The organism is Desulfomicrobium baculatum DSM 4028 (assembly GCF_000023225.1).
In the GTDB taxonomy this organism is placed as follows: domain Bacteria; phylum Desulfobacterota; class Desulfovibrionia; order Desulfovibrionales; family Desulfomicrobiaceae; genus Desulfomicrobium; species Desulfomicrobium baculatum.
Genome location: NC_013173.1, coordinates 2,747,933 through 2,768,845, shown reverse-complemented (window position 1 = coordinate 2,768,845; position 20,913 = coordinate 2,747,933). Strand labels below are relative to the sequence as shown.

Here is a 20,913-nt window from a genome sequence, read left to right as displayed (position 1 = left end):
CTGGAATCATCTATGCTTCGTCTCCGTCCGCGTAATCCGCATCTTCCCCTTCGACCAGGCCTTTTACTTCCGATGGTTCGGATTCTTCCGGGGTTTCTTCCCGGTTCTGGCTGATGAGGAGGTTCAACGCTCCGCGCAGGGCGCCGATATTTTCTTCACTGATGCCCTGGATGTCGAGCAGCTGCTCGTTGGTGCAGGCGGCCATGGCTTCCAACGAGTCGAAGCCGGCCTCGGCGAAGTCCGCGATGGAAACCTGGGCCGCGCTGGCCAGCTGTTCCAGCAGGTGGCGGTCCTTGTGCACCTTGTTGAAGCGGGTGTTGGTGAAAATGTCGATCTTCCAGCCCAGAAGCTTGGCCGCGAGCTTGACGTTCTGGCCCTTCTTGCCGATGGCCGGGGTCAGCTGATCCTCGGGGACCACGACCTCCAGGGATTTTTCCTCGTCGTCGATGGCGATCTTGGAGATGCGCGCCGGAGACAGGGCGTTGGCCGCGTAGGTGGCGATGTCAGGGCTCCAGAGTACGATGTCGATGCGCTCGCCGCGCAGCTCCTGCACGATGCTGTGGATGCGCGACCCGCGGATGCCGACACAGGCTCCGACCGGATCGACGTTGGAATCCTGGGACAGGACCGTGACCTTGGCGCGCAGGCCCGGATCCCGGGCTACGCCCATGATGTTCACGGTGCCGTCGGCCACTTCGGGAACTTCACGGCGGAACAGGGCGGTCATGTACTCGGGATCGGAGCGGGTGATGATGATCTGCGGCCCGCGTCCTTCCTTGCGTACTTCGATGATGAGTCCCTCGACCCGGTCGCCCTGGCGGAAGCGTTCGCGTGGAATCTGCTTGTCTTTGGGCAGGAGGGCCTCGGTCCGTCCGAGGTTGATGATCCAGCCGGAACGGTCGCGGCGTTGGATGATGCCGCTGACGATCTCGCCCTTGCGGTTTTTGTATTCCTCGAAAATGATTTCCTGCTCGGCGTCGCGCATGCGCTGGATGATGACCTGCTTGGCGCTCTGGGCCGCGATGCGTCCCAGGTCTTCGACCTGCAGACGGAATCCGATGGCGTCGTCCAGTTCGACGTTGGGGTCGTGCTTGAGCGCGTCGACCATGAGAATCTCCGTGTCGGGATCTTCGATCTCCTCGACCACGATCTTAAACTGGTAGACTTCGATCTCGCCGGTCTCCTCGTTGAAGGTGACCTCGATATCCATCTTGTCGCCGTATTTTTTGGTCACGGAGGCCCGAATGGCTTCTTCCAATGTGTCGATCAGCATCTCGCGGTCGATGCCCTTGTCCTTGCTGATCTGGTCGATGGCTTTTTTGAGTTCCAAATTCATGAACGTCCTCCGTTCTCCGTGCGGAAACAACCCGCCGTATTCCGAAATTTATCGTTTCTTGCCCTGGTCGAAGGGCTCGTAGACGAGGTTGGCTTTGCCCACATCATCCCAGTTCAATTCAAATGTAGTGCTGTCGTCGGATAGCGTAAACATGGGCGATTCTATGGAAAGCAGGCGCCCTTTGAAATTTTTTCTGCCCTCGAGCGGGTTATCCAGGCGGATGCGCACAGTCTGCCCGACATAGGGTAGCATCTGTTCCGTAGAGAAAAAGGGCCGCTCAAGACCGGGTGAGGACACTTCCAGGTTGAATGCGCCGGGAATGATGTCCTCCACGTCCAGGGCCAGGCTCAGATGTCTGCTGACTTCCGAGCACTCGTCGATGCCGACGCCCTGCTGCGAGTCCAGGTAAACACGTACGATCTTGTGCCGTCCCCCGGCCGCGAAGAGCAGTTCGATGCCCCAGACCTCGAGATCCCGGGCCTCACACAGGGGCGTCACCATTTCCATGAGTCTTGCGTGTATTTCGTTTTTGTCCATTTTACGCCTGCCGGAAAAAAAAAGGTGGACCACGAAAAGGCCCACCCCCATCAGCTACCGAATATCAGTATGACCACATACAGGAGTGGAGCGGGTGACGAGGGTCGAACTCGCGACTCCAAGCTTGGGAAGCTTGTACTCTGCCATTGAGCTACACCCGCTCTGCAACCGTTTCCCTTGCATGAGGGGGGGGATGGCAGTCAAGTGTTTTTTTAGTGCGCCCCTTGCGCGCTCTGCCGGTACGCATCTCAACTGGCCTGGTATTTGCTCAATGAGCGTTACCAAGGAGGACCCCACATGCAAGACAGCAGTTATAGCGCCGTATTCGGGGCTCTTACCCAGCAGCATCGGCTGGATAGCATCGCCAATAATTTGGCGAACGTGAATACCACAGGCTTCAAGAGTGAAAAACTGGCCTTTCGGGACACCTTTCGCCGTTACGCCCACGACATGGTCGATCCCAACACCACGCTAACCGATAAGGTGCCGTGGCCGCAGGCCAATCTTCTGGCTCAGCCCAGGATTTCCGAGGCGGTCATCGACATGTCCCAGGGCCCCATGAAGAGCACCGGCAACCCGCTTGACCTGGCCATCGCCGGGGACGGTTTTTTCCGGGTCCAGACGCCGGAAGGGGAATTTATGACCCGCCAGGGCGTGTACCATCTTTCGGCCGAAGGCTTTGTCGTGGACGCTCACGGTAATCAGCTTCTGGGCGCGGGTGGGCCTTTGCAGGTGCCGGAGGGCGGGGCCGTCCTGGTGGATGCGGACGGAGGGTTTTCCGTTAACGGCGAACTGATCGACACCATCGAACTGGTCCGGGTCGAGGACCCGCGCGCCTTGGAGAAGGTGGGCAACTCTCTTTTGCGTATCCGTCCCGGCGCGGACGCACAAGCCATCCCGGCCGAGGATTCCACCGTGGAGCAGGGCTTTTTGGAAGCGGCCAACGTGAACGTGGTCTCGGAGATGGTCAACATGATCGAGGCCATGCGCGCTTTCGAAGCCTACCAGAAGATGATCAGCGGCTCGTTCGAACAGGACAAGAAGGCTATCGCAGAGGTCGGCGCGCCGAGATAAATTTCCAGTACGGGCCCGCGGCGTGATCGCGGGCGGCGAGAAGGGAGCGGGTGATCCCGCAAGGAGAAGAAAATATGATTCGCGCATTATGGACCAGCGCCTCGGGCATGATCGCCCAGCAGCTCAATCTCGACGTCACGGCCAACAACCTGGCCAACGTCAACACCACCGGATTCAAGAAGAACCGGGCCGAGTTCGAGGATCTCATGTACCAGAACATGAAGATCGCAGGCTCCTCCAACCAGGAAGGCGATCGCCTGCCCGTGGGCATGCAGGTCGGCATGGGCGTTCGGCCCGTGTCCGTGCACAAGATATTCACGCAGGGCGATTTCCAGAATACGGGTAACCAGCTCGACCTGGTTATCGAAGGCGACGGATTTTTTCGTGTCGATCGGGGCGGCGAGGAATCCTACACCAGAAGCGGGGCCTTCAAGCTCGACAGTGACGGACGCATCGTGACCGACAACGGGCACCCCCTGCAGCCGGAGTTCATTGTTCCGCCCGAGACCCAGAACATCGTCGTGACCGAGGACGGTCGCCTGACATGCGTGGACAAGGCCGGAGCGGAGATCGCCGGCACAGACATTCCGGTCTACACCTTTGTCAATCCGGCAGGTCTCAAGGCCATGGGGCGCAACCTCTATGTGCAGACCGACGGTTCCGGCGAGGCTGTGGAGAGCGTGCCCGGGGAGAACAATGCCGGCACCCTGGCCCAGGGATTCCTCGAGATGTCGAACGTGGAGATCGTGGAGGAGATGGTCAACATGATCGTTGGCCAGCGGGCCTACGAGGCCAACTCCAAGTCCATCACCACGGCCGACATGATGCTGCAGACCGCCAATCAGTTGAAGAGGTAGCGCATGCGTTTTCTGGTTCCCCTGCTCATCCTTCTGCTTTGTCCCGGCTTGGCCGTGGCCCAGGGCCGACTGATTTTGGCCGGGGCCGTGTGCGTGGACGGGCCGGCCATCACGTTAAGCGACCTGGCCCGAGCAGAGGGCGAGGACGCCAAGACGCTGCTGGCCGGCATTGGTGCGGTGCCGCTGTTGGCCTCACCCAAATTCGATGGCGCCCGGGTCAATCTGAACGGCCCCAGGTTGCGCGAACTGATCGCGCAGCGGTTCGGGACGGCCCTGCCTCCTCTGGATGTTCCAGATCAGGTTCAGGTCCAGCGCGGCGGGCAGGTGCTCAGCGCTCTGGCCATGCGGCCGGCCATCGACAAAATTTTGACGAGCGCCTTGGCCCATCATGAGGGCGAAGTGGAAATCCGTGAGCATCGCATGGCGGATTATCTCTTCATCTCCGAAAAGGACCCGGTTCAGATTCGCGTTGTTCCCGTGGGTACGCCCGCGCCGGGGCGGATCAGTCTGCGGCTGGAGGCTGTAACCGAAGATGGCCGCACGCTGCAGAGCTTCACGGGCACGGTCTTCGCCGATGTCTGGAAGACTGTGCCCTGCGCCGCTCGTGTCCTGAACAGGGGGGACATGCTGGAGCCTGGGTTGGTCGGTTTTGCGCGCAAGAATCTGGCTTATATGGCGCGGGAGCCATGGGACGGTCGCAACCTGCCCCTGCGCATGACTGCGGCGGTGGGCGAGGGACAGGTTATCAGCGCCGACGCGGTGGAGTTCATCCCCGTGGTGGCCAAGGGGCAGATTTTGACCCTGATTTATGCGGGGCAGACACTCAAATTGACCGTGCCGGTCGAAAGTCTTGAGGACGGCGGCATCGGCAACACCATCCGGGTCCGGAACATGCAGAGCCGCAGAGTGGTTGCCGCGCAGGTTGTCGACGCCGAAACGGTGCGTGTGCCGTAGGCCGGGAGGAAATATGCAGAAAAGATGTATGATGTTGATGCTGGCGGTGCTGGTCCTGTCCGGATGTCGGACCACGAGCCGTCCGCCCATGCCCGCAGCCGTGGTCACCCCTCCTCCGCAGGAGCGGGTGTCCGAGGCCCGGAATCCGGGCTCGCTCTTTGATCCGGACGGGGCAACCATGCTCTTTGCCGATGCCAGAGCCAAACGGGTCGGGGATATTGTGCTCATCAAGGTGGTCGAGACCACATTGTCCAAGAGCAAGGCCTCGACCACGGCCGACAGGGAAAGTTCCATGAATCTGGGCGTGAGCGCCTATCTGGGCAAGGACAAGCTGCCGCTGATTCCCGGCGCGACCGTAGGACCGGATGCTCTGGTCAATGCCGGCTCCACCAGCGGATTTGAGGGTGACGGCGAAACCAAGCGTGAAAGTTCCCTTACCACCACCGTGGCGGCGAGGGTGACCCGGGTTCTGGGCGGCGGGCTCATGGAAGTGGTCGGAGCCCGCGAAACGCGGGTCAACGGCGAAACCCAGATCGTGCTGGTGCAGGGCGTGGCCAGGGATCGTGATATCGACGCCGACAACACCATCATGTCCACCAGCCTGGCCGAAGCGCGCATCGAACTTTACGGCGAGGGGGTCCTGGCCGACAAACAACGCCCCGGGTGGCTTGCGAGGATACTTGACAATGTGTGGCCATTCTAAAACCAGACGCTTCGCCTTCCTGCTTCTTGTCCTTGGCCTGTCCCTGAGCCTCGGCATGCCTGCCGGCGCAGTGCGCCTCAAGGATATCGCCAGCTTCGGCGGCGTGCGCTCCAACGACCTGGTCGGCTACGGACTGGTGGTCGGCCTGCCGGGGACCGGGGACAAGAGCAGCTCGCAGTTTACGATCCAGTCCATGGCCAACATGCTTGAAAACATGGGGGTCAAGGTCGATCGGGCAGCGCTCAAACCCAAAAACGTCGCCGCGGTCATGGTCACGGTCAAGATGCCGGCTTCGGCCAGACCGGGTTCCCGGCTTGACGCGACAGTTTCTTCCGTGGGGGATGCGTCTTCGCTGCTGGGCGGCGTGCTGCTCATGACCCCGCTCAAGGGCATTGACGGCAGTATTTACGCCCTGAGCCAGGGTGCCCTGGCCGTGGGCGGATTTTCAGCCGGCGGAGACGCGGCCACGGCGACCAAGAACGTCACCACCGTGGGCCGCATCCCTGGCGGCGCGGTGGTCGAACGCAGCGTGCCTTTCAGTTTTAACGAGCAAAATGACATCACCATTCAGCTCAGCGTAGAGGATTTTTCCACGGCCAAGCAGGTCGCAGACAGCCTGAACAAGGCCATTGGCGGTCAGTACGCCCACGCCCAGGACGCCTCCTCCATCAGGCTCGGGGTTCCTTCCCAGTATCAGGGCAATATCGTCGCGCTCATGGCCTCCCTGGAAAATCTGGAAGTCCAGCCCGACAGTCGGGCCAAGGTGGTTGTCGATGAAAAGACCGGCACCGTGGTTCTGGGCGCCAACGTCACCCTGGCCAAGGTGGCCGTGTCCCACGGCAACCTGAACGTGGTTGTGTCCGAACAGCCTCAGGTTTCCCAGCCCGGAGCGTTCTCCCCGGGCCAGACGGCCATCACTCCGGCCACCGAGATCGGCGTACGCGAAGAGCAGCGTCGGCTCATTCTCATGGCGGGGGCGTCCATCCAGGAGCTGGTCGATGGTTTGAATGCCATTGGCGCCACGCCCCGGGACCTGATTTCCATTCTGCGGACCATGAAATCGGCGGGCGCTCTGCATGCCGATCTTGAAGTCATCTAGCCAGCGGAGGCGGCATGAACGAGATTATCACCACGGGCCTGCCCGAACCTGATCCGACGCAAAGCCTGCAGGACAGGCTCCGGAATCTGCGCTCCCAAGTGCAGCCCGAAAAAGGCATGGACGAGGCCAAGCTCAAGAAAGCCTGCCAGGACTTCGAGGCCGTGTTCATCGGCCAGATCTGGAAACAGATGCGTGCTTCCGTGCCCAAGGAGGGAATGCTCCATTCCAAGGAAGAAGAGGGCTATCTGTCCATGTTCGACCAGGAGCTGTCGGTCAAGATGTCGCGCAGCGGGGGTATCGGCTTGTCCGACATGCTCTATGCGAATCTTTCAGAGCGCCTGGTCAACGCCAGTCGCGATACGACTTCCACGGCGCCATTGCATCCCCTGGACCGCTCGGCGTCGAGCTCGACTCAGCCCCGGAATCAGGCTGCGGCCGTGCAGCCGCGCACGCTGGCCGCCATTACGGCACAGCATGAGGCCGAGATGCTGGCACGGCGCATTGAGCAGCGCTCGAATCTGTCCGGAGCGGAAAAGGCGCAGGCCATGCCCACGGATCTGGAGGACGCCCTGCGCGTTGTACGCATGGACGGCGAGGACGGACCATAGTGCGTAAGACCACGGGGAAATTCTTGCCGGGCGGCTGGCTCTCCTGGGACCGCATCCGGGCGGGAAGGCCCTACGGCACAGCACCTGGAAGGCCAGGTGCGCACTGGTCGGGATTTTGCAATGATCAGGGAAAAGAGGGCTAGGCCAAGCAGGGATTTCCTGTCTCGGCCGTACGTCCCACGACTTTTCACATGAAAGGAAGCACCATATGCAACAGATCATTCTTGGCAGTCTCATTCGTCAGGCCAAAGGCACAGAGCTTCTCTGCCAGCTCCTGCGCGAGGAGTACTCCCTGCTGCGGGCAGGCGCACCGGACAAGGTGACGGGGCTTGAGATGTGCATTCAGGACCTGATCAGGCAGCTCGTGCGTGAACGCGAGGCGCTGGTCCATCGCCTGCAATCGGCGGGCATGACCAACCTGGCGGTTTTTCTGGAGACCCTGCCCGCAGCGGACAGGCGGATCTTTGAAACGTGGCGGGCCAAAATCATCACGCATGAGCAGGACAGCGGACAGCTCGCATCCATCAACGCCGATCTGGCCATGGCTCTGTGGAAGCAGAGCGGGGTGCTGCTCAGTCACTTTCAAAATCAGGTCGCGCCCAGAGAACGCAACACCTACTCGGCCAAGGGAACGTGGCAGGATCGCACGGCCACGGCGACATTGGTTCGCGGGAGGCTCTGATGCCCGGCATCGCGTCCCTGTTCAACATCGGGAAGCAGTCCCTTTTTGCCAACCAGGCGGCCATCGAGGTCGTCGGCAACAATATCTCGAACGCCAACACCGAGGGCTACAGCCGTCAGGCCGTACGCTTCGAGGATGGCTATTACATCAGCTACAGTCCGGGCCAGCTCGGCACCGGCGTCAACGCGGCCGAAGTCATCCGTTATTTCGACGAATTCACCGAGGTCATGTACAACACCAAGAGCTCGGAGCAGCAGCGCTGGCAGAAGCTCTACGAGAATCTGCAGAACGTTGAGATGATCTTCAACGAGTCCAACGCGCAAGGGGTCAACTCGGCTCTGTCCGCGTTCTGGGCGGATTGGCAGACCCTGGCCACCAATCCCGGCGACACCAGCGTGCGCGCGGCCCTGCTCGGGCACGCCTCCAACCTGGAGCAGGCCATCGGGGTCGTGCAGGCGGATCTTCAGCGGCTGCAAGGGCAGACGGACGACACCATCGCCGCGGAAGTACAAGAAATAAATACTCTTCTCAAAAGCATCGCCGAGCTGAACAGTCAGATCACCGTGACCGAGGAGACGGGCAAGAACAACGCCAACGGTCTGCGCGACCAGCGTGCGTCCCTGGTTCGCGAACTGGCCGAGAAGATCGACATCAATTACATCGACAACGGCCTCGGTAATGTGACGATCACCACCAAGGCCGGGCATACGCTGGTCGATGGCACCAATGCCTTCAGGCTGGCCTTCGAGTCGGCTCCCTTTTCGGCCTCTCTGGATAGCGCCTCGACGTATGCGGGAACTGTTTCGTTCAATGGCGAGAGTTCCAGCGAATACACAATTGAAATCGTCAACCCCGGGCTGGTTTCCGGCGGCGGGGTGACCTTCAAGGTTTCCGCGGACGGCGGCAAGACCTGGCTTAAGGACGAAAACGGGGTGGGTGTCTTCACCGTCACGGATGAGGGCGTGCTGCTGCCCGATGGGAAGGGATCCGTACTTTTTTCGCCCGAAGCCGGTGATACGCTCACTGCCGGGGACCGTTTTCAGATTCTGCCCAACAAATCCGTCTTCTGGTATGAAACGTCCGCCTCCAAGGTCAATATCACGCCGCAGATCCTGAGCAACGGCGAGAACAACGAGCGCCGTCTGACCGGCGGCAGTCTGGCCGGTTACTTTCAGTTTCGGGACGCAAGTGTCGGCGGCTACCTCGAAAAGCTCGACGCCTTCGCTAAAAGCCTGGTCTGGGAGGTCAATCGTCTTCATTCCCAAGGCACCGGCCTTGAGCGCTTTGAGGATGTCATCGGTACGTACGGGCTGGTGGACAAGGATGCGGAGCTTGGCGTCGACGCCGGGTTGATCTTTGGCGACAAGCTGGAAAGCGGCAACCTCATGATCGGCGTCTATGACAAGACCACCGGAGCGCTGGTGCAGTTCCAGGGCCTTGATTTCGATTCCGGGACGGCCGGCGTGCAGAACTTCGACCCGGCCGCGCACAGTCTGCAGGACGTGGTCGATGCGATCAACAGCACCTTTGGCGGCGCGCTCACGGCTTCCGCGCCGGATAACCACCTGCAGATAACCGCCGACGCCGATCATGACTTCGCCTTTGGCTCCGACACGACGGGACTCTTGGCCGCGCTCGGCATCAACACGTTTTTCGAGGGTTCGGACGCGCGGACCCTGTCGGTCAACAACAGCGTGCGCAGCAACACCTCCCGCATCAACACCGGCCACGTCAACGGCGCCGGGGAGATGAATGCGGGCGACAATACCATGGCTGCCGCCATTGCGGCCCTGCAGACCAAGGCCGTGGCCACGCGCACCGTGACCGAGGGCACGACTCGCCAGACGCTGGGGGAATACTATTCCACCCTGGTCGCCAAGGCCGGGTCGGACACGCAGTCCGCGAAGTTCAACGCGGAATATCAGGAGGCCCTGGCCAACGATTTGAAGTCGCGGCAGGAATCGGTCTCAGGCGTGAATCTGGACGAGGAAATGACCAACCTGATCAAGTTTCAGCACGCCTACACGGCCGCTGCGAAACTGATCACAACGGCCGAGTCCATGCTGGAAGTGCTTTTGGGGCTCAAGAACTAATGGAGGCGGGTCATGCGCGTATCCCTTCGTAATCAGTACAGCAATTTTCTGTACAATCTGCAGGACACCCAGTCCCGGCTCATGGATCTGAACATGCAGGCTTCCAGCCAGAAGCGCATCAACAAACCCTCAGACGATCCGGTGGGTACGGCCCGCGTGCTCAATTACCGCACCTCCCTGTCCTCCATCGACCAGTACCGCAGCAACATCGATACGGCCAAGGGCTGGCTTGGCCTGGCCGACGAATCCATGATCCAGGTCAGCACCTTGCTCACCAAGCTCAAGGGACTGGCCGAGCAGGGCGCTTCCGGGACAATGACCGCCTCCGACCGCGAGGCGACCTCCTACGAGGTCCGCCAGATATTCAGCCAACTGGTCAACCTGGCCAACTCCCGGTTCGAGGGGAACGCCATTTTCGGAGGCCAGAAATTTGACGAGAGCGCCTTCGAGGAGGCGCTCATGGTCTACGATCAGGACGGCAACAGCCTCGGCCTGGCCACGGGCCTGGCCAGCCGCAGTTTCGTCGTCCAGTTCCTGGGGGCGGAAGGGACCACCGTTCCAGTCAGCGGCACGGACTGCCGGTTCAGCAAGGACGGGGGCGCAACCTGGGAGACAGGAACCTGGGACGCCGACGGATCGCTGAATCTGGGCGGAGTCAGCGTTTCTTTTCCGGCTGATTATGAAGTGGAGCTTTCGCCCGAGTCCAACAAGCTGATGACAAAGGGCTCGTGGCTGACCGTGGCCCCCACGGCGGTCTACAAGGGCGATCACGAATCTCAGTCCGCAGTCCTGTATTCCGCTGGGAGCGCGACCATCTCCGCCTTGCCTCTGGGAGGTTTCGAGAAGGACGTGGAAGTCCGGGTTTTGGGCGCGGTCGGAGCCCCCGGCAGCGGCGGCACGTTTCAGGCCGAGTACTCAGTTGACGGGACCACCTGGACGACCGTCACGGTAGACAACATTGCCACGCCCGTCATTCAGACGCCGTATGGCGGGGTGCAGGTGACCGGCAGCGGCAATCTCACGGGCGTGGAGTTCATGGTCAAATCCGGGTCCACCGGGGTCATTCAGATGGGCGCTGCGGTCAACGCCGAGGGGCGCGGACTTTTTTCAAGCGATGTCATGGCGCGCATTGATAACGATGCTCCGGTGAATATCGGTTCAGGGGTACCCATCGAATACTCTTACAGTACCGACGGCGGCGTGAACTGGTCCACAGGGCATACGGCCGCCAACACCGGCACCGCTGCCGACCTGCTGGTGCCGGGCGGAAAGTTGGTGCTTTCGGGCCGGGATGGCGTGGTCCAGCTTGTCAAGAATGCCCAGTTCGTCATCCATCCTCAGACGGCGGCGCACAACGTGGAGATTTCCGCCGGGCAGTATCTGCAGCTCAACAACGTCGGCGCGGAAATTTTCGGTGGTTACTATGAAAACGGAACGCAGCCGGTGTTCTCTGATTCCGATGTGGGCAACAACATCATGGTGACCGTGGGCAAGCTGGTGGCCGCGCTTGAAAACAACGATCAGCAAGGCTGCGCCGAGGCCCTGGACGGGCTGAAGACGGGCCATCAGTATTTCACAACCCAGCTGGCCTCCGTGGGCGCGCGGGAAAACCGGCTCGATGTGGCCGACACCGTTCTTTCCGGCCTCAAACTCAACGAAACCGAGCGCATGAGCAATGTGGAGGATGCGGATCTGGCCACGCTTCTGACGGAGCTGGCCAACCAGCAGCTGTCTTATGAAGCGGTCCTCAAATCCTCGTCCATGATCATGAAGATGAGCCTGGTCAATTATCTGTAGGAAGGGGTTATGCTCATACTCTCTCGTCGCCCCGGAGAAAGCGTGCATGTGGGTGATGACATAAAGATCACGATTTTAAGCATCAAGGGGCAGCAGATCAAGCTGGGCCTTGAAGTGCCGGAACACATGCCGGTCTACCGGGAAGAAATCTATCTCAAGGTGCAGACCCAGAACGCCTCGGCCCTGGAACTCGATAACAACGATCTGATGATGGCGGCAGCATTATGGACCAAAAAAGACAAACAATAAATTCACGTATCGGGCAGCTGGTCATTTCCGCGGACAAGACCATCCGTTTTCCCCGTGGCATCATCGGCTTCGAGTCCCTGCGAGAGTTCGCCCTGGTGGAGTTCAAGCCCGGAACCCCCTTTCATTTTCTGCAGAGCATGGAGATGCCGAGCATGGGCATGATGCTTGCCGATCCCTTCTCCTTTTTGCCGAGCTATGAGATTCGGCTGGCCGCGGCCGAAGAGCGGCTTCTGAAGGTCCGCAGCATCCATGACCTGTTCATCCTGGTCAGCGTGACCGTGCCCAAAGGCGACCCGCAGGGCAGCACCCTCAACCTGACCGGGCCCATCTGCGTCAATGTTCAGGAACGACTGGGGCTGCAGTCCCCGCAAGTGGAACTGGGATTTCCGTCGCAGGTTCTGCTGCGCGACCTTGGAAACGAGGACAGGCGTTTGGCCAATTCATGAAAAAAGCCTGACCGGGTCGCCGGTCAGGCTCAGAACATTGACAAACCCTCGTCGTGATATTCGGCGAGGGTTTGTTTTTTTACATGTGTTCAGGTCAGCCGATGACTCCGGGAGAGTCGACGGCGTCCACCTCCACCGGGGTGTTGCGGGCCGCAAGCATGAACCAGACGAAGCAGGCCGCGGCCACGGCGATGCCGATGGGGTAGCCGTAGTCCGCGCTCATGTGCAGCGGGAATTCCGGGGCCACGCAGAGGTAGGTGGCGCAAACCGCGGTCATGAAGGTCGCGGGGACACTGGCGATCCAGTGCGCCTTGCCGTGGCGGACCAGATACATGGCCGAGGCCCAGAGCACGATGGTGGCCAGGGTCTGGTTGGCGAAGCCGAAATAACGCCAGATGATGTTGAAGTCGGTCTTGGTGATGATGAAGCCGATGACGAACAGGGGGATGGCGATCAGCAGGCGCTTGGCGATGGACTTCTGTTCGACCTTGCTGAAGTCGGCGATGATCAGGCGCGCGGCGCGGAAGGCCGTGTCGCCGGAGGAGATGGGCAGAATGATGACGCCGATGATGGCCAGGAAACCGCCGATGGGGCCCATCAGGGTGGTGGCGACCTGATCGACCACTGCGGCCGGGCCGCCGCTGGCCAGGGTGGCCTGCAGGGCTTCGGGGGTCTGGTAGAAGGTCATGCCCAGGGTGGCCCAGACCAGGGCGATGATGCCCTCGCCGATCATGGCGCCGTAGAAGATGGGGCGTCCGCATTTTTCATCGGGAATGCAGCGCGCCATCATGGGCGACTGGGTGGCGTGGAAGCCGGAGATGGCGCCGCAGGCGATGGTGATGAACATCAGCGGCCAGATGGGCAGGCCTTTGGGATGCACGTTGGCCAGGCCTACGCCGTTGGGGAAGAAGGTGTAGCCGTCCACGATGAGCATGGTCGAGAGGCCGAAGGCCATGATCAGCAGGCAGGCGGTGAAGAGCGGATAGAGGCGTCCGATGATCTTGTCCACGGGCAGGATGGTCGCCAGGAAGTAGTAGGCGAAGATGATGCCGGTCCAGACCACCACGGCCATGTTCTTGTCCAGGTTGAAGCCGATCTTGACCGCCAGAAGCTTGGCCGGTCCGAGGATGAAGACCACGCCGACCAGGAGCAGCAGGATGACGGAGAAGACGTTCATGAACTGCTTGGCGAACTTGCCGAGGTTGTGGCCCACGGCGTCGGGGATGGACTTGCCGTCATAGCGCACGGACATCATGCCGGAGAAATAGTCGTGCACCGCTCCGGCGAAGATACTGCCAAGCACGATCCAGACCAGCGCGGCCGGGCCGTAGAGGGCGCCGAGGATGGGGCCGAAGATGGGGCCAAGCCCCGCGATGTTCAGGAGCTGCACCATGTAGATGGTTTTGGGGTTCATTTTGACATAGTCGACCCCGTCCGCGAGGCGGCAGGCCGGGGTGGCCCGACAGGTGTCGACGCCGAAACTGGATTCGACGATCTTGCCGTAAACGAAATAGCCGGTGATGAGTGCCGCGACGGCGAAAAAGAAGTAAAACAAGTCTCCCTCCTTGGAAAAAAGTTGGTTGCTCTTAACGTTCCTTCGAATCAACTTTCGGTCATGCTGCCATGACCGGGACGGCTTGCCGAGTCGAACTCGGCGGATACGCCGCGCTTTAGGTCAAAGAAGGAGAGGGAGACAAGAAGGCTCGTTTCAACTGTCTTTTTTTGCGCCTGAAGTGCACGCGAAAGGAGGCGAAACGCCTGGTTTGCGATCAGAATTTGGCTTGAGAAAAGGTGAGTGAGGCTCAGACCCGGGCCGGCATGGGCAGCATGAAGTCGATGCGCGTGCCCTGACCCGGCGCGCTGACGACCGAAGGCAGGTAGGCCGGACCGAAGATTTGTTCCAGACGCTGAAAGCAGTTGCGGACCCCGATCCCGCCTGAGCGGGAATCGAGGCGCGTCTTGGCGAAGAGGCGGTCAACCTGGTTCTGGTCCATGCCCACCCCGTCATCCTTGACTTCCACATGCAGGTGTCCGTCCTGTTTTCGCACCTGTACGCGGATCTCTCCGCCGTTCTCATGGGCCAGGATGCCGTGCCGCACGCTGTTTTCGACCAGCGGTTGGATGATGAGCGGTGGAATGGGCCAGGATTCGCATCCATCCTGCACATCGAAGTCGATGCGGATGCGTTCGCCGAAGCGGGCCTGTTCGATGGCCAAATAGCAGCGGATCTGGTCCAACTCTTCGGACAGGGGCACAAAGCCCCGGCTGGCTTCCAGACTCTTGCGCAGATAACTGGAGAGGTCCTGCAGCAGGGTACGGGCTTTTTCCGGGCTGGTGCGGCAAAAGGAGATGATGGTATTCAATGAATTGAACAGGAAGTGCGGGTTGATCTGGGCCTGCAGACGACGGATTTCGGCATGGGCGAGCATGCGTTCGGTGATCTGGATGTTTTCCAGCTCAAGCTGGGTGGAGAAAAGGTTGCCCAGCCCCTTGGCCAGTTCGAAGAGCAGCAGATCGAGAGATTTGCTGGCCGTGCCGTAGAATTTGAGGGTTCCGACCACGCTTCCGCCCTTGGTCAGGGGCACGATGATGGCCGAGGCGAAGGGGCAGTCCCGGTGCCCGCAGCCGATGCCGGCCTTGTTGCTCAGGAACATGGGCTGTCCTGTTTCGAGCACGGTCCGCGTGGCCTTGGTGACGATGGGACGACCGGGCAGGTGATGGTCGTCGCCGACGCCGATGTGGGCCAGGACATCGGCTTCGCCCGTGATGGCCACCGCGCCGACCGCGACGCGACTGTGGATGATCCGCGCCGTGGCCATGGCGCTTTCGGCGGTCAGGCCGGAGCGCAGGTGGCTGGCCGTGGAGTTGGCGATGTCGAGAATTTCCTGGGCCTGAACCGAATCCTGCCGGGCCCGGTAGCGAAAGACCACGTTGATGACCTGCACGAAGGTGGCAGCGCCCAGGGCGTTCAAGAGAATCATGGGCGCGGCGATGATGCGCACCAGTTCCACGGCTTCGGTGAAGGAATGGGACAGAACCAGAACCATGCCCATGTGTAGTGTCTCGCCGCCCAGGGCCAGCCCGGCGGCCCAGCGCCAGTCCACGCTACGCTCTTTGAGGTAAAGGGTCAGCAGCCCGGCGGCCGCGCCTTCGATCATGGTCGCCATGCCGCAGGGGACGGCGCTGAAGCCTCCGATGTCGATGAGGATGCGATGGCCTCCGGCGATGAGTCCCGAAGCGATGCCGACCACGGGACCGCCGAAGAGGCCGCCGGTGATCACGGCCATGGCCCGCAGGTTGGCCACGGACTGGGAGACAAGGTTGCCCCCGTAGGTGCCCAGGATTCCGGCCGCTCCGAAGAAGAGGATCTGCAGCAGCGTCGAGCGCCACGAGGGCCCCTGGCGCAGGCGCATCTTGTGGATGGGGGTGATGGTCAGGAGCAGGAAGGCCCCGGCCACGATGAGCCCGAGGCGTTCGGCCAGGGCCAGGATGAGGGCATCGGAATTCATGGTTATCCTCTACGCAAGACCCAATTGGTCGCGGAAATCGCGTACCCGGGCCTTGCTGACGGTAATTTCAGTGGCCGCATGATCGCGCATGGTCAGCAGATATTTGCCGTTGAACCAGGGCGCGAAATCCCGGACCTGGGTCAGGTTGACCAGCTCGCCCCGGTTGGCGCGAAAGAAGGACAGGGCGGCAAGTTTTTCTTCCAGGCGGTCCAGGGTGCCGGGACCGTGGTGGATGTACTGGGCGTCGCGCGTGTGCACCAACATGCGCCGTTCCTCCGTGCGGATGAGGACGACATCGGCGTGCCCCAGCAGCAGCACGCGCCCCCGGTGCTCCACGGAGATGCGCACCAGCGGCTGACCGAGTCCCATGCCCTTAAGCAGCTCCTCCAGCTTCGGCTGCACTGCGAGGCCCGCCTCGTTCTGACGCAGCAGGCTGCGCAGGCGCCCCAGACATTTGGCCAGACGCTCGCGGGAGACGGGCTTGAGCAGATAGTCCACCGCATTCTCCTCGAAGGCGCGGATGGCGTACTGGTCATAGGCGGTGGCAAAGACGAAGAGTGGCGGGTCTGGACATTTGAGGGCCCGCTCCAGAACATGGAAGCCGGTCGCGCCGGGCATCTGGATGTCCTGGAAAACGACTTCCGGGCGCAAGCGCACGATTTCTTCCATGGCCTGGGATGCGGACATGGCCGTGCCGACGATCCGCACGTCCTCAAACTCGGACAGCAGATAGGACAGTTCGTCCAGGGCGGGTAGCTCGTCATCGACCAGCAGGCAGCGGACAGGGGATGTCATGGGGCCTCTCATAATGTTTGCTGCGCCTTTATCAGAATCGCCCACAAAACGCATCAAAGATGTAACTCTATGTTTTGAAAAGAGATACTTCCTGTATTGCTGTCCGTCCGATTCTGCGGCAGGAATAATTGCCTTTACGGGACAGCGCTCCACAATCATTCATGGCTTTGATAAGCGAAGTCTTTTTCATGCGGAACCGTTGCGTTCCGGGAACGTTCCGCAGGGGGCCGGTGCCGCATGGCGTATTCATTGATGCGCGCCGCCGGCGGCATTTCGATCAGGACGGCGAATCAACCGCGAGGAAAACACATGTCGAAAATTGCCTTGATCGCCCTGGCCGGGGCGTGCGGAACCCTGTGTCGCTACTGGCTCTCGGGCCTGGTCTACGATCTCATGGGCCGGGATTTCCCCTGGGGCACCTGGGCGGTGAACATCGCGGGCTGTTTTTTGTTCGGACTGGTCTGGATTATGGCCGAAGAACGAGGATTTTTGTCGGCGCAGGCGCGGATCCTCATCCTTACGGGTTTCATGGGCGCGTTCACGACCTTCTCGACCTTCATCTTTGAAAGCGGCGGCCTCCTGAACGACGGGCAGTGGCTGAAGCTGGCCCTTAATCTGGCTGGCCAGAATCTGGTCGGCTTCGCGGCCCTGTACCTCGGCACGGGTCTGGGCCGGATCGTTTAGCGGCCAAGCTGCGCGCACCCGAAAAAGAAAACCCCCGCCGTGGGCGAGGGTCGATGGAAAACCAGAAAAGACGCAGGCCGCCTATTTCGCGCGCATGGCATCCTGAAAAGCCTTGTGCCGCTCGGCATACGGGGGAAATCCGAAGAAAGCCGAGCCCGAGACCAGTACGTCGGCTCCGAGGTCAAAGAGTTCTTTCGCGTTGTCCAGAGTCACGCCGCCATCGACCTGGATGAGGGTCTCAAGGCCACGCGCGCGGATCATGCCGGACAGGGCCGCGATCTTGTCCTTGCAAAAGGGGATGAAGGATTGCCCGCCGAAGCCGGGGTTGACGCTCATGATCAGCACCATGTCCAGACTGGGGAGCAGGTAGTCGACGATGGCTAGGGGCGTTGCCGGGTTGAGGGCAAGGCCGGTTTTCATGCCCGCCTCGCGGATGGCGCTGATCGTGCGCTCCAGATGGAGCGTGCTCTCGGCGTGGATGCACAGGAGGTCCGCGCCGGCATCGGCGAATTCGCGGATGTAGCGTTCGGGCCGTTCGATCATCAGATGCACGTCAAAGAACAGCTTCGAGGTCTTGCGCAACCGGCCGATGATCGGGGGGCCGAAGGTGATATTGGGCACGAAGGCTCCGTCCATGACGTCCCAGTGCACCCATTTGAGGCCCGCGTCTTCCAGGGCGGTCAGTTCGGCGCGCAGATTGCCAAAATCCGAGGACAAAAGGGACGGAGAGAGAATGAATTCGCGCATCATTCCTCCCGGTCGCCCATTTTGAAGTCGACCTGAATCTTGTAGAGCTTGCTCGCGGGCAGATTGAGGATGGAGATGCCGGTCTTGCGGGTGATCCCGGCCAGGGTCTCCTGCACTTCTTCCCAGGATGGCCCGATGAACGTGAACCAGATGTTCTGGCGATGAGCGCGCAGGTAGTTGTGGGTCACGCCGGGGAGCTTGTTCACCTCGGCGATGAACTCGTCCAGCTTGTCCTCGGGTACGGCTGCCGAGCATAAGGTCGAGTGCCAGCCCAGCTTCTTGGACTGAAAATTGGCCCCGATGCGGCGAATCACGCCTTTTTCCGTCAGCGCGCGCACGCGGGCCAGGGCCTCGGCCTCGGTCAGGCCGACCTTGCGGCCGATCTCTTCATAAGGCCGGGCTTCGAGCGGAAAGCCGGTCTGGATCATGTCCAGTATCTTCTTGTCAAAATCGTCCATGCGTTCCTCATTTCCGGTGCAGGGCGTCGCACCTGTTTCCCAATCCCTTGTGCGGGTCCAGGGGCGATCCCCTGGCGGGGCGCGGGGCGGAGCCCCGCATCTCTTACTTCATCCGTTCCAGGAGTTTGGGCTGGTAGGTGCACAGTGGCTCCTCGCCCATGTAGTTGTGATCCATGGAATGGGCCCTGGCCCGGCAGCCGCCGCAGACTTTGTGGTATTCGCAGATGCCGCATTTGCCTTCGTATTCTTCCTGGGTCCGAAACTGCTTGAACTGCTTGGACGATCGCCAGATTTCCGGGAACGGGGTGCTGCGGATGTTGCCGCAGTCCAGCTCCAGGTAGCCGCAGGGCTGAACCTGTCCGGTGTGGGAGATGAAGCAGAAGCCCGTTCCGCCCAGGCAGCCGCGCGTCATGGCGTCGAGGCCGAAGTTTTCCGGCGTGACCGGCACGCCCTCGGCCTTGGCCCGCTGGCGCATGATGCGGTAGTAGTGCGGGGCGCAGGTGGCTTTAAGGTGCATGCTCGTGGTCTTGCGGAAGTCGTAGAACCAGTTGAGCACGTCCTCGTATTCCTGGCCCGTGATGACCTCGGCCCCGAGCTGGGCGGCCCGGCCCGTGGGCACGAGCAGGAAGATGTGCCAGGCCACGGCGCCGATGCGTTCGCACAGATCGAATATCTTCTTGAAGCTGCCAAGGTTGGCTCTGGTCACGGTGGTGTTGACCTGAAACTCTATCCCTGCGTCCTTCAAATACTGGATGCCGCGCATGGAGGCGTCGAACGCGCCCTGCACGCCGCGAAACTCGTCGTGGCTTTCGGCGTCTGGGCCGTCGATGGAGATGGAGCAGCGCTGCACTCCGGCTTCGCGCATCTGCCGCGCCGTGTCCGGGGTGATGAGGGTGCCGTTGGGCGACATGACGCAGCGCAGGCCCTTGTCCGTAGCGTAACGGATCAGCTCGTACACGTCAGCGCGCATCATGGGATCGCCGCCGGTGAAGATGATGATGGGGTTTCCGACCTGCGGGAAGGTGTCGATCAGCGCCTTGGCCTCGGCCGTGTCCAACTCGCCCTCGTAGGGTTCCAGGTGCGCCTCGGCCCGGCAGTGCTTGCAGGCCAGGTTGCAGGAGCGGGTCACTTCCCAGGCGATGAGCTTGCAGGCCGGGGTGCCGTCGGCCAGGGTAGTGATCATGCCGCCGGGATGCCCGCCGGGCTTTGCGCCCGGATGTCCGCCGGGGTGTCCACCGGGATGTCCGGCCGCAGGCCCGTCCAAACCGGGGCCGCCAGCGGCGTTATGGGGATGTTTATGCATTTTATATGTGTCCCGCCTTGAGCAGGTCTTGGGTGAAGTAGGAAAGGATCAGGTCCGCGCCCGCGCGTTTGAAGGCGATGAGGCTTTCAAGGGCCACGGCGGTTTCGTCGATCCAGCCATTTTGGCCTGCGGCCTTGATCTGGCTGTATTCCCCGCTGACCTGGTAGGCGGCCACGGGCAGGTCGAAGTTGTCGCGGACCAGGCGGATGATGTCGAGGTAGGGCAGCCCCGGCTTGACCATGAGGATGTCCGCGCCTTCCTCGACATCGGCGGCCGCTTCGCGCAGGCCTTCGCGCCAGTTGGCCGGGTCCATCTGATAGGTCTTGCGGTCCCCGAACTTGGGCGCGCTTTCGGCCGCGTCCCGGAAGGGGCCGTAGAAGGCCGAGGAATATTTCACCGCGTAGGACATGATGGGCGTGTCCAGGAATCCTTTTTCGTCGAGCGCTTCCCGGATGGCCGCCACACGGCCGTCCATCATGTCGGAGGGGGCGATGATGTCCGCCCCTGCCTGGGCCTGGGCCACGGCCGTGCGGGCCAGCAGCGCCAGGGTCGGGTCGTTTCGGACCACGCCTTCGGGCGAGACCAGTCCGCAGTGCCCATGCGAGGTGTACTCGCACAGGCAGGTGTCCGCGACCACGATAAGTTCGGGCCAGCGGTCCTTGATGCGGCGGATGGCCTGCTGCACGATGCCGTTTTCGGCATAGGCCTGGGTGCCTGCAGGATCTTTCTCGACGGGAATGCCGAACAGGATGAGGCTGCTCAGGCCCGCATCGACGGCCGTGCCCACATCGCCCATCAGCTGGTTCAGTCCCAGCTGAAACTGGCCGGGCATGGAAGCGATGGGCTTTCTGAAATCCGGATCCGATTCAACCACGAAGTATGGCTGAATCAGATCCTCGCGGCCCAGCCTGCTCTCCCGCACCATGTCCCGCAGGACTTTCTTTGAACGCAGCCTGCGGCCGCGGTGAAAGGTGTTCATGCC

At 61.4% G+C, this 20,913-nt stretch carries 21 protein-coding genes and 1 tRNA gene; 12 read left to right on the top strand and 10 right to left on the bottom strand.

Features of this window, described 5'->3' with window-relative positions; translation table 11 throughout:
• Window positions 1-10: 10 nt before the first annotated feature.
• From nusA to DBAC_RS12080, 3 genes are all read right to left on the bottom strand, one after another.
• A complete protein-coding gene (nusA, locus tag DBAC_RS12090) occupies window positions 11-1,336 on the bottom strand; it encodes a transcription termination factor NusA (RefSeq protein WP_015774580.1) in 1,326 nt (441 codons plus the stop codon).
• 48 nt (window positions 1,337-1,384) lie between these two features.
• Window positions 1,385-1,873, bottom strand: coding sequence for a ribosome maturation factor RimP (rimP, locus tag DBAC_RS12085; RefSeq protein ID WP_015774579.1), 489 nt, complete (start codon window positions 1,871-1,873; stop codon window positions 1,385-1,387).
• A gap of 86 nt (window positions 1,874-1,959) precedes the next feature.
• Window positions 1,960-2,034: transfer RNA gene (locus DBAC_RS12080), tRNA-Gly, on the bottom strand.
• A gap of 136 nt (window positions 2,035-2,170) precedes the next feature.
• Between DBAC_RS12080 and flgF the strand changes: the two genes are divergently transcribed.
• From flgF to fliW, 11 genes are all read left to right on the top strand, one after another.
• Window positions 2,171-2,947 carry a flagellar basal-body rod protein FlgF gene (flgF, locus tag DBAC_RS12075; RefSeq protein WP_015774578.1) on the top strand — a complete coding sequence of 259 codons (777 nt, stop codon included), beginning with the start codon at window positions 2,171-2,173 and terminating at the stop codon, window positions 2,945-2,947.
• Window positions 2,948-3,021: 74 nt separating this feature from the next.
• Window positions 3,022-3,804 carry a flagellar basal-body rod protein FlgG gene (flgG, locus tag DBAC_RS12070; RefSeq protein WP_015774577.1) on the top strand — a complete coding sequence of 261 codons (783 nt, stop codon included), beginning with the start codon at window positions 3,022-3,024 and terminating at the stop codon, window positions 3,802-3,804.
• Between the two features lie 3 nt (window positions 3,805-3,807).
• A complete protein-coding gene (gene flgA, locus DBAC_RS12065) occupies window positions 3,808-4,758 on the top strand; it encodes a flagellar basal body P-ring formation chaperone FlgA (RefSeq protein ID WP_015774576.1) in 951 nt (316 codons plus the stop codon).
• Window positions 4,759-4,771: 13 nt separating this feature from the next.
• The gene (locus DBAC_RS12060; RefSeq protein WP_015774575.1) at window positions 4,772-5,461 is read left to right on the top strand and encodes a flagellar basal body L-ring protein FlgH; all 690 of its coding nucleotides are present in this window, start codon (window positions 4,772-4,774) and stop codon (window positions 5,459-5,461) included.
• Entirely contained in the window at window positions 5,445-6,560 is a 1,116-nt protein-coding gene (locus DBAC_RS12055; RefSeq protein WP_015774574.1) for a flagellar basal body P-ring protein FlgI, read from the top strand. Before DBAC_RS12060 ends, DBAC_RS12055 begins: the two co-directional genes overlap by 17 nt.
• Window positions 6,561-6,574: 14 nt before the next feature.
• Window positions 6,575-7,168, top strand: a complete 594-nt coding sequence (locus DBAC_RS18000) for a rod-binding protein (protein WP_015774573.1) — start codon at window positions 6,575-6,577, stop codon at window positions 7,166-7,168.
• A gap of 208 nt (window positions 7,169-7,376) precedes the next feature.
• Complete coding sequence (gene flgN / locus DBAC_RS12045) at window positions 7,377-7,850, top strand: flagellar export chaperone FlgN (protein ID WP_015774572.1); 474 nt, start codon at window positions 7,377-7,379, stop codon at window positions 7,848-7,850.
• Window positions 7,850-9,943, top strand: coding sequence for a flagellar hook-associated protein FlgK (gene flgK / locus DBAC_RS12040; protein WP_015774571.1), 2,094 nt, complete (start codon window positions 7,850-7,852; stop codon window positions 9,941-9,943). The genes flgN and flgK overlap by 1 nt, the downstream gene beginning before the upstream one ends.
• A 12-nt stretch (window positions 9,944-9,955) precedes the next feature.
• Window positions 9,956-11,740 carry a flagellar hook-associated protein FlgL gene (gene flgL, locus DBAC_RS17995; protein WP_015774570.1) on the top strand — a complete coding sequence of 595 codons (1,785 nt, stop codon included), beginning with the start codon at window positions 9,956-9,958 and terminating at the stop codon, window positions 11,738-11,740.
• Between the two features lie 9 nt (window positions 11,741-11,749).
• Complete coding sequence (gene csrA / locus DBAC_RS12025) at window positions 11,750-11,989, top strand: carbon storage regulator CsrA (RefSeq protein WP_015774569.1); 240 nt, start codon at window positions 11,750-11,752, stop codon at window positions 11,987-11,989.
• Window positions 11,965-12,435, top strand: coding sequence for a flagellar assembly protein FliW (gene fliW / locus DBAC_RS12020; protein WP_015774568.1), 471 nt, complete (start codon window positions 11,965-11,967; stop codon window positions 12,433-12,435). Before csrA ends, fliW begins: the two co-directional genes overlap by 25 nt.
• A gap of 94 nt (window positions 12,436-12,529) precedes the next feature.
• Here fliW and DBAC_RS12015 read toward each other — a convergent pair whose 3' ends face one another.
• The 3 genes from DBAC_RS12015 to DBAC_RS12005 all read right to left on the bottom strand — a co-directional run bounded on the left by DBAC_RS12015 (window position 12,530) and on the right by DBAC_RS12005 (window position 16,739).
• Complete coding sequence (locus tag DBAC_RS12015) at window positions 12,530-13,990, bottom strand: carbon starvation CstA family protein (protein ID WP_015774567.1); 1,461 nt, start codon at window positions 13,988-13,990, stop codon at window positions 12,530-12,532.
• Between the two features lie 247 nt (window positions 13,991-14,237).
• The gene (locus DBAC_RS12010; protein ID WP_015774566.1) at window positions 14,238-15,944 is read right to left on the bottom strand and encodes a LytS/YhcK type 5TM receptor domain-containing protein; all 1,707 of its coding nucleotides are present in this window, start codon (window positions 15,942-15,944) and stop codon (window positions 14,238-14,240) included.
• 9 nt (window positions 15,945-15,953) lie between these two features.
• A complete protein-coding gene (locus DBAC_RS12005; RefSeq protein ID WP_015774565.1) occupies window positions 15,954-16,739 on the bottom strand; it encodes a LytR/AlgR family response regulator transcription factor in 786 nt (261 codons plus the stop codon).
• Between the two features lie 309 nt (window positions 16,740-17,048).
• On the opposite strand from DBAC_RS12005, the gene crcB reads away from it, so the two are divergent.
• Complete coding sequence (gene crcB / locus DBAC_RS12000; RefSeq protein ID WP_015774564.1) at window positions 17,049-17,423, top strand: fluoride efflux transporter CrcB; 375 nt, start codon at window positions 17,049-17,051, stop codon at window positions 17,421-17,423.
• A gap of 81 nt (window positions 17,424-17,504) precedes the next feature.
• Here crcB and rpe read toward each other — a convergent pair whose 3' ends face one another.
• The 4 genes from rpe to hemB form a co-directional block, all read right to left on the bottom strand.
• Complete coding sequence (gene rpe / locus DBAC_RS11995; RefSeq protein WP_015774563.1) at window positions 17,505-18,170, bottom strand: ribulose-phosphate 3-epimerase; 666 nt, start codon at window positions 18,168-18,170, stop codon at window positions 17,505-17,507.
• Window positions 18,170-18,628, bottom strand: coding sequence for a siroheme decarboxylase subunit alpha (ahbA, locus tag DBAC_RS11990; protein ID WP_015774562.1), 459 nt, complete (start codon window positions 18,626-18,628; stop codon window positions 18,170-18,172). Before ahbA ends, rpe begins: the two co-directional genes overlap by 1 nt.
• Window positions 18,629-18,731: 103 nt before the next feature.
• Window positions 18,732-19,931, bottom strand: a complete 1,200-nt coding sequence (gene ahbD, locus DBAC_RS11985; protein WP_015774561.1) for a heme b synthase — start codon at window positions 19,929-19,931, stop codon at window positions 18,732-18,734.
• A gap of 1 nt (window position 19,932) precedes the next feature.
• Window positions 19,933-20,910: a porphobilinogen synthase gene (gene hemB / locus DBAC_RS11980; RefSeq protein WP_015774560.1), complete on the bottom strand. Its 978-nt coding sequence runs from the start codon at window positions 20,908-20,910 to the stop codon at window positions 19,933-19,935.
• Window positions 20,911-20,913 lie beyond the last annotated feature (3 nt).